Consider the following 8025-nt stretch of genomic DNA (forward strand, 5'->3'; position numbering starts at 1 on the left):
ATTATTAACAAGTTACAAATCTTACTCTTCATAAAATTTAATACTATTTTTGGCAAGAAACGATTTGATAATATCGACATGAATACAATGCCCAACATGCAAAAAAGGTTGATTATTGACTTTGATTGTTTTACCGTTTATGTTATGCTTGGCATCGGTCATATCAAAGCCTAAATGTAAGGCATTTGTTTTGCTCTGCATCCCACAAATCAAACCAGTCCGATCGAACAATGGACCTCCACTTTGTCCACGCAAACCTGGAGTGCTCAATTCTACACCAAAAAGCATTCCGTCTTCAAGCAAATGCCTTGTCAACATTCCGTCAATTGGGAAACGTGGTGTACCTATAATTCCACTATTTGTCCATGAAATTTCGTCGACTTGTTCGTCGTATTGAAAATTAGTAAATTCAGGAAAAGGATAACCCAACCGGCACAAAGATTTGCCTTGTTTGAGGGCAGAGCCATCTTTCAAAAACCGAGCATGAGATTGATATAATGGTCTTTGAAAGTTTTCAAAAATGATAATTGCTAAATCATATTTTGGGTGATTTATCCAACGAAATCTCATATTTGGGTCGGCGGTGCAATCCAAAAATCTTTCGTTCAATTCAACCATCACATCGGCTTTATAATTGTATTTAGCTTCTAATTCTCTCAAGGCTTTTTGATACCGATTATCTTTTATGATAGCCGCCTTTTCCATACGAAAATTTGCATAATTTTGATTGATATTTGTTCGATTTCCAATCAAATCAATGACGTGCTTGCAGGTTATGGCACACGAAAATTCATTTACAAAAAACATCGTTGCCGCTCCGCCAGTTACAATTTTTTCATTGTAATTTCTTGAAATAAACTGAATCGGTCGAGTAAATCGGCTTACATCTTCAATCGCATTTACAAACATATTTTTAGGAAAAAGCACTAAGATTAAATAATTAAAGACAAAAATATACACTTTAAATTTCTATAACAAAAAAAAAGAGTCAACCGAAGCTGCCTCTTTGATGAATGTTATCTGAAAACAAAAATGGTTATTTTCGCTCAATTGAAAGAATTTTAAATTCGGTTCGGCGATTGCGTTGGTGTTCCGCTTCAGTGCATTGCACACCATCGCCACAGCCATTTACTGGCTCTGATTCTCCTTTGCCTACTCCTCTCATTCTTGCACGAGAAACACCTTTTTGTACCAAAAAATCTACTACTTCATTGGCTCTTTGCTGAGAGAGGTATAGGTTATCTTGGGCATTGCCTCTTGTATCGGTATGCGACCGAATTTCAATAATCATATTTGGATTTTTTCGCATTGTATTTACTAATTTTTCCAGTTCTCTGGCGGCATCTCGCCTAATTTTAGAACTTTCGGAATCGTAATAAATATTGTCCAATTTTACTACATCGCCTACTTTATACAACTTGGTATCGAACAACGAGCCAATATTAGCTGGTGCAGATTTTTTACGAAAAATATTAATAATACTGCGTTTTTCTTCCACTTTTGCTACCAATTCAGAAGATTTTCCAAACCCTTCCTTAAATGACTCCAAAATATAATCACATTTTAGTTCACGTTTGAATTCATACGAACCATCAGAACCTGTAGTCATTTCTTGGGTAATATTTGTACATTGATTAATGAATCTTATCTGTACTCCCGCAATCGGCGTGCTGTCTTTTCCTGCTGTTACAACGCCTCTAAAAATCGTTGAAATACTATTTCCATTTCTGCGTGCCACCAAAATTTCATTGGTAGTTGGATTAGGTGTTTCTGTCTTATTTTTCTTTGGATTTTGTGATATAATTTCTTCTTTTTTAAGATAAATATCCAATTTTGAAGATTCATAATCAGAAGCATCTTTGTTTGAAAAATTTACCGTTGTTGGTTGATAGCCATTTTGTTTGACATAAAAATTGAAATCATTTTCGGCTTCTAAACATAGTTTTATTGTACCCAAAGTGCTAGTGATGGCACTTTCACGCGATGAGCCATTTCCTTTGGTTTCATATTCAAACCTGATTCGGTCAAAAGGCTTTTTGGTTTCATTGTCATAAACATTTACCACTAATTCTCGACAACCGTAGAGTGTGCCTAAGCGAGTAAATTTATAAATATCATCATCTGTTCCGCCACGTTTTCGGTTACTACTTAAAAAACCTGTAAGTCGTTCGCTGTCAGTAATAATGCCAAAGTCATCACGATTAGAATTGAGTGGAGCTCCCAAATTTCGTATTTTCCCACTGGGCATAGCGGTTGTGGCATTCATCGGAATAAAAAATATATCTAAATCACCCAATCCTGGGTGCCCGTCGGAAGAAAAGTAGAGGTTTCCCCGCTCATCGATAAACGGAAACATTTCGTTGCCACGAGTATTGACTGTTCCACCCAAATTTTGTGGTTTTGTCCATTCGCCATTATTGTAGCGAGTCATCCAAACATCAGTTCCACCGTAACCACCTGGCATATCCGACACAAAATACATGATTTTGTCATCAAACGTCAAAGTTGGATGCCCGCACGAATAATCATTGCCATTGAAAGGAATTTCTTTGATTTTACGCCACTCATTTTCTTCATATTCGGCTGTATAAAGTTTTAAGCGAGTGATGGTTGCATTTTTCTTTTGTCCGAAAATCCCTCCTCCCCCACTTTGGCTATTCCGTGTAAAAACGATTTTCATGCCATCATGAAAAAAAGCACATGGACCTTCGTGATATTTTGAATTGAGTGATTTACTGAATTTTTCGGTCGGAATTGATGGAGTTTCTTCATAATCTAAATCTTTGCTTCCTCTAATGTACTCATTTCCTTTGCGTCCAATGGTTTTAGCATCATTGGCAGTAGGCGGCGTGTAGTAATCATCTCCCAACTTTTTAGATGGTTGGTTAGGCTTTGCGGCTGACGATTGAGAACTCGACCCAGTAGCAGATGCACCCCCTGTTTCAGTACCAATGGCTTTGAGGTCTTCGAGGTAGTATAAATCGAGAAATGAAGAGGCATCCCAATTAAAAACTCGCCTAATACCTGCATTTACGCTTCTTCCTGAAACAAAAACTAAACCTTTTTTAAAATAAACTGGGCTAAAATCTGCACTACTTGAATTGATGCCGATATATTCTACTTTATAACTTCCCGAATTTCGCTCTAAAGCTTCACGGTTACTATTTAGCTTTACAAATTCAACGCCACGCTTGTCTTGTTCTTGTAATTCATTGAATTTCTGCCAATATTGATTAGCTTCAGAAAATTTTCCGTTGCTTGTTAAAACTTGAGCAAAAGTGCGATAGGCTTTAATATCCTCTCCTTTTAAGATTGGATTTCCACTTAAGACATCTCGAAAGACTCTTTCCGTATTTTGGTAATCTTTTACTTGTTTATAACATTGTGCAAGGTTCAGTTTAGCTTTTATCAACTCATCATCGGTCAATCCCTTTGGTTTATTCAAAGCAGTTTCATACAACTCTATTGCTTTTGCATATCCCAATGCTCCGTATTGTGTATCTGCTTTTTGAAGCAATTTGGAGTTATTTTGAGCAAATAAAACAAAAGTAGCCGTTGTGAGGTAGATAAATATGATAAATCCCCTTAATAGCATCTCCTAAAAATAAAAATAGTTGTTTCTTGTTTGAATAACGAAATGTTTGCAAAAATCATGCCTTTTATAGTGCCAATAGTTATAAAAAAGTCTTTGAGTGATAGACTGCAGATGAATACCACCCAGCCATAGTTTTTAGTTTATTTACAAATTATATCATAATCTACAAAATAGTTTTTCAATATTAAGTAAATAAATACCCCACTGACTATCTACTTAACACATTATGAATAATATGCTTCTTCATGAAAAGTGCCACCTTTCATCACGTTTTAATACGTTTTGAGAAGGTGGCACTTAGGGCTTAGAAACAAATTAATGCTTATCTTGCAACGGTGATGTAACTTACTTTATGCACTCTTTGTCCATCAAGTTCGTAATCAATTGCGTAATAATAAGTTCCGTCTGGAACACCTTCTGTTCCGAATCTAATTCCTTGATTCGATGTTCCATCCCAACCTTTGGTTGCCAACGTATTATCTTTGTCTTTAAACACCACATGACCCCAACGGTTGTAAACATCGCAACTTATCATTTTTGCTGTACTTGGTAGGGTTATCCTAAAGAAGTCGTTGTTTCCGTCACCATTTGGAGAGAACGCTTCGGGGATAATGACAACACCCGATACTAATGGCAATCTCAACAAGGTTGGCGATGATTCGTTTATTTTGATTTCAATACCAGTGTTCGATATATCCGTTACGACATTACTATTACCAATTGCTTTGGCATAAGCATAGTTTGCAAAAGGTCCAATGTTTCCATTGTGGAATACTTTTACAGTATAATAGATTGAATCTAACTGGCTCACATTTAGCTTACTGGTTGAGTCTGCAATCAAGATATTTACATCTTCTTTGCCATTAAAGTTTGGATTTAACTTCAATGTACTGTTTTTACCTGCAGTTGGTTTACCTACCATTTGGTAAGTTACGCTATCGGCAAATGTTTTACTCAAGCTATCTGTTACTTGTACGTTAGTCAATTTAGCATTTCCGAAGTTTTTCACGAGTGCCAAGTAAGTTACATTATACGATTTATCATCTACCTTCACCGAATCAACGATTGATAATGCGATACCAATGGCAGGGCGGTCAGGTGAAATGTCTATTTTAAACTTAATTGGTGTTGCTTCTTCATTGTTAGTTGGGTCACCATCACCATCAGGGTCAGCGTTTACACCATTGGTTGAAATGTCTTTCTTAGCATCGGAAGTAACCTCAGCACTATTAAAGAAGTCGGTTATTGTAGCGTTTTTCAAATCAACTTTCACCGTAAATCTGATTGCTAATTTCTGACCTTTCTTAATGCTACTCGAAGAATCAACGAGCATATTGGTATTCAAGCCACGACCTGTATATTTAGTATTGACTGTTAAACCTGCATCTGCTACTAAAGTAATCGTATCATTCATAATCTTAGCTCCACTGCCAAAGGCACGGTCAAGGTCATCTTTTACTTGGAGTTTTTTGACATTTTCGCTGCCCAAATTAGTTACATAAATAACGAATGGTACGTTATAAATCTTGTCACTAACCAAGATAGCTGGGTCGCAAATTTTGCTGATACCTATCATTTTACCAGCAGTAGGATCATTGATTGAGAACTCGCTTGAATTGTTTGATAAAATATTGTCTATTTCATTAATTTTGAACAATTCTGCTTTGTTTACAATTTTACCAGCAGCAGTTACTTTGGTTACATAAGTAAATGTCGTGCTATCGCCTTTTTTCAAACTATCTATTTTGATAGAAACGACTCCATTTGCATATTTAGCATTACTACTTACACTTTCGAAAGTCAGACCGCTTGGTAAGATATCTCTTACTTCAATACCTGTTACTTTCACTTCTCCTTTGTTTTTCACTACAACTTTGTAGTTGACTATTTCATTAACTGGAACAATCTTAGCAGAAGCTACTTTAATTACCGAGATGTCAACTACTGGTGGGTTTGGTGGTGTTATTCCTCCTGGGCAAAGTGTAATTATTACTTTTACAGGAGTTCCATCAGAATAGCAACCAACAATGCTACGCTCAAAAGTATAGTATGTTCCCTCTCCCACTGCACCTGGATTTGTCACAATTGGTGAGCTTGGCGAACTTGACGTATGAAATTCAAACTGACCACCAGTGGTAGAAGGTTCGCTCAAAATTGCTGAATTAAGGTCTGTTGTATTAAACGGACAGATATTCTTGATTTCAGCTATTCCTTTTGTAGCATCTACTTTCTTACCTACAGTTACAGTAATTTCGTTTGATTTCTCACTTTCGCATTTGCCCCCATTTGATTTACAGACAGCAGAGTAGGTTGATTTCTCAACGATTGGAGAAACCGTTAATACTGCTCCCGTTTGACCTGTTGACCAAACTACTGTTCCTGTACAACCTGATGCTGTTAGAATTGAATTTCCACCGAAGCAAATCACATTGTTTTTACAAGATACAAAAGGTTTGTTTGGAACTCCAATTGCAATACTCAAATGCTCAGTATTTGGGCTTTCGCAATCGCCTACTTTACATTTTGCACTATAACTTGATGACCCTTCTGGCGTAACGATTATAGATTCACCTGTTTGTCCTGTTGACCAAACTAATGTACCTTCGCAACCATAAGCCTTGATTGTCACAGATTCACCTTTACAAACCAAATCAGTGCTACAAGTAAGTGTTGGTGTTGAAACTTTACCAACTTTTACTTGTACTGTATTCGATATTGGGCTTGTACAAGTATTTGATACTTTACAAGTTGCCGAATAAATAGTAGTAACATTTGGTTTTACAACTATTGATGTGCCAGTCTGACCGGTTGACCAAACAACTGTTCCTGTTGTACAACTCGTTGCTGTAAGTGTAATATTTTCTGGTTTGCAAATAGTTGTTTTCGAGGCGGTGATTACTGGCGTAGGTACATTACAACCACCTCCACAATCGGCTTTCGTTTTAATTATTATTGGAGTCGATACGGCACTCGTTCCGCAGGTATTTTTGCAAGTGGCAGTATATGTTCCTGATACTGCAACAGTTAGTGTACTTCCTGTTGCACCTGTACTCCATGTTATTGTTCCACCACAACCTGCTGCCATTAAAACTGCTGTTTCAGTTGAACAAATTTCTGGTTTATCAGTCGTCAAACTTGGTGCAGAAGGGCTACCTCCAGAAATAATTATTACGACACTTGACGAAGGGCTAGTTCCACAGGTATTTTTACAAACTGCTGTATATGTTCCTGCTGCTATTACTGTCAATGTGCCACCTGTTGTTCCATTGCTCCATGTGATTGTTCCTGAACAACTTGATGCGGTTAAGATTGCTGTTTCTGTCTCACAAAGACTTGTTTTGTCTGCTTTTACAGTTGGTGCTTCTGGCGAACCTCCATTAATGATTACTACCATGTTTGAGTTTCCACTTATACCACAACTGTTAGCACATGTGGCCGTGTATGTACCTGCACTCACCTGAATACTTGAACCTGTTGCTCCTGTACTCCAAGTAATTGTACCTGTACAACCTGTTGAAGTCAAAGTTGCTTTTTCAGTTTGACAAACACTCATTTTATCTGTTGATATAACTGGTGCCGCTGGAGAATTGCTTCGTCGGATAACTGTTCCTTGACTTGGCTCACTTTCACCACAAGAATTCTTGCAGGTTGCACTATAAGTTCCTGCTACACTTACACTAATACTTGTTGTAGTTGCACCGGTACTCCATGTTACTATTCCCGCACAAGTTGATACTGTCAATGTCGCTGTTTCATTGCCACAAATATTAGCATTGTTAACTATTATTGTTGGAATCGCTGGTACTGGTGTAAGCGAAATTACAATTGCATTGCTTTGTCCGCTTTCACCACAAGTACTTCCGCAAGTGGCAGTATATGTTCCTGCTGTACTGACCGTGATACTGTTTCCTGTAACATTTGTACTCCATTTTACGGTATTGTTACAACCTGAAGCTGTCAATGTAGCTGTTTCGTTGCCACAAATACCTACTTTGCTTGCACTAATAATTGGTGCTGCTGGTGCAGAATCTGTTGTGATAATTACCTGATTTGAAGGAACACTATCTCCACAACCTACGCCTGTACACTTAGCTGAATATGTACCAGCTGCTGCTACACTAATGCTTGTTCCTGTTGAAGCATTGCTCCAGACAATTATTCCTGCACAACCTGTGGCGGTTAATGTCGCTGTTTCGTTGCCACAAATACTTGTTTTAGTTGTACTAATTGAAGGAGGGTTAGAACCAATACCTAGTGTAATTACGATTGCATTAGAGTTTCCGCTATCGCCACAAGTGCTATTACAGATTGCTGAATAAGTTCCTGCTGCTACACTAATACTTGTTCCTGTTGAGGTATTGCTCCATTTTACCGTACCTACACAACCTGTGGCGGTTAATGTCGCTGTTTCTGTACCACACAAACTTATT

3 protein-coding genes are annotated in these 8025 nt (G+C 37.5%); all 3 read right to left on the reverse strand.

Features of this window, described 5'->3' with window-relative positions:
• Window positions 1–21: 21 nt before the first annotated feature.
• Entirely contained in the window at window positions 22–909 is an 888-nt protein-coding gene (locus ACH2CJ_RS08260; protein ID WP_394991995.1) for a serine protease, read from the reverse strand.
• A 127-nt stretch (window positions 910–1036) separates the two neighbouring features.
• Window positions 1037–3517 carry an OmpA family protein gene (locus ACH2CJ_RS08265; RefSeq protein ID WP_394991997.1) on the reverse strand — a complete coding sequence of 827 codons (2481 nt, stop codon included), beginning with the start codon at window positions 3515–3517 and terminating at the stop codon, window positions 1037–1039.
• A 400-nt stretch (window positions 3518–3917) separates the two neighbouring features.
• Window positions 3918–8025 (reverse strand): gliding motility-associated C-terminal domain-containing protein (locus ACH2CJ_RS08270; protein WP_394991998.1); only part of this gene is annotated, 4108 nt, incomplete at its 5' end.

The organism is Emticicia sp., from assembly GCF_043780375.1.
Lineage (GTDB): Bacteria > Bacteroidota > Bacteroidia > Cytophagales > Spirosomataceae > Emticicia.

Bases quoted from the DNA above. Each gene is read 5' to 3' on its own strand.
- ACH2CJ_RS08260 (WP_394991995.1), bottom strand. From the start codon at position 909: ATGTTTGTAAATGCGATTGAAGATGTAAGCCGATTTACTCGACCGATT.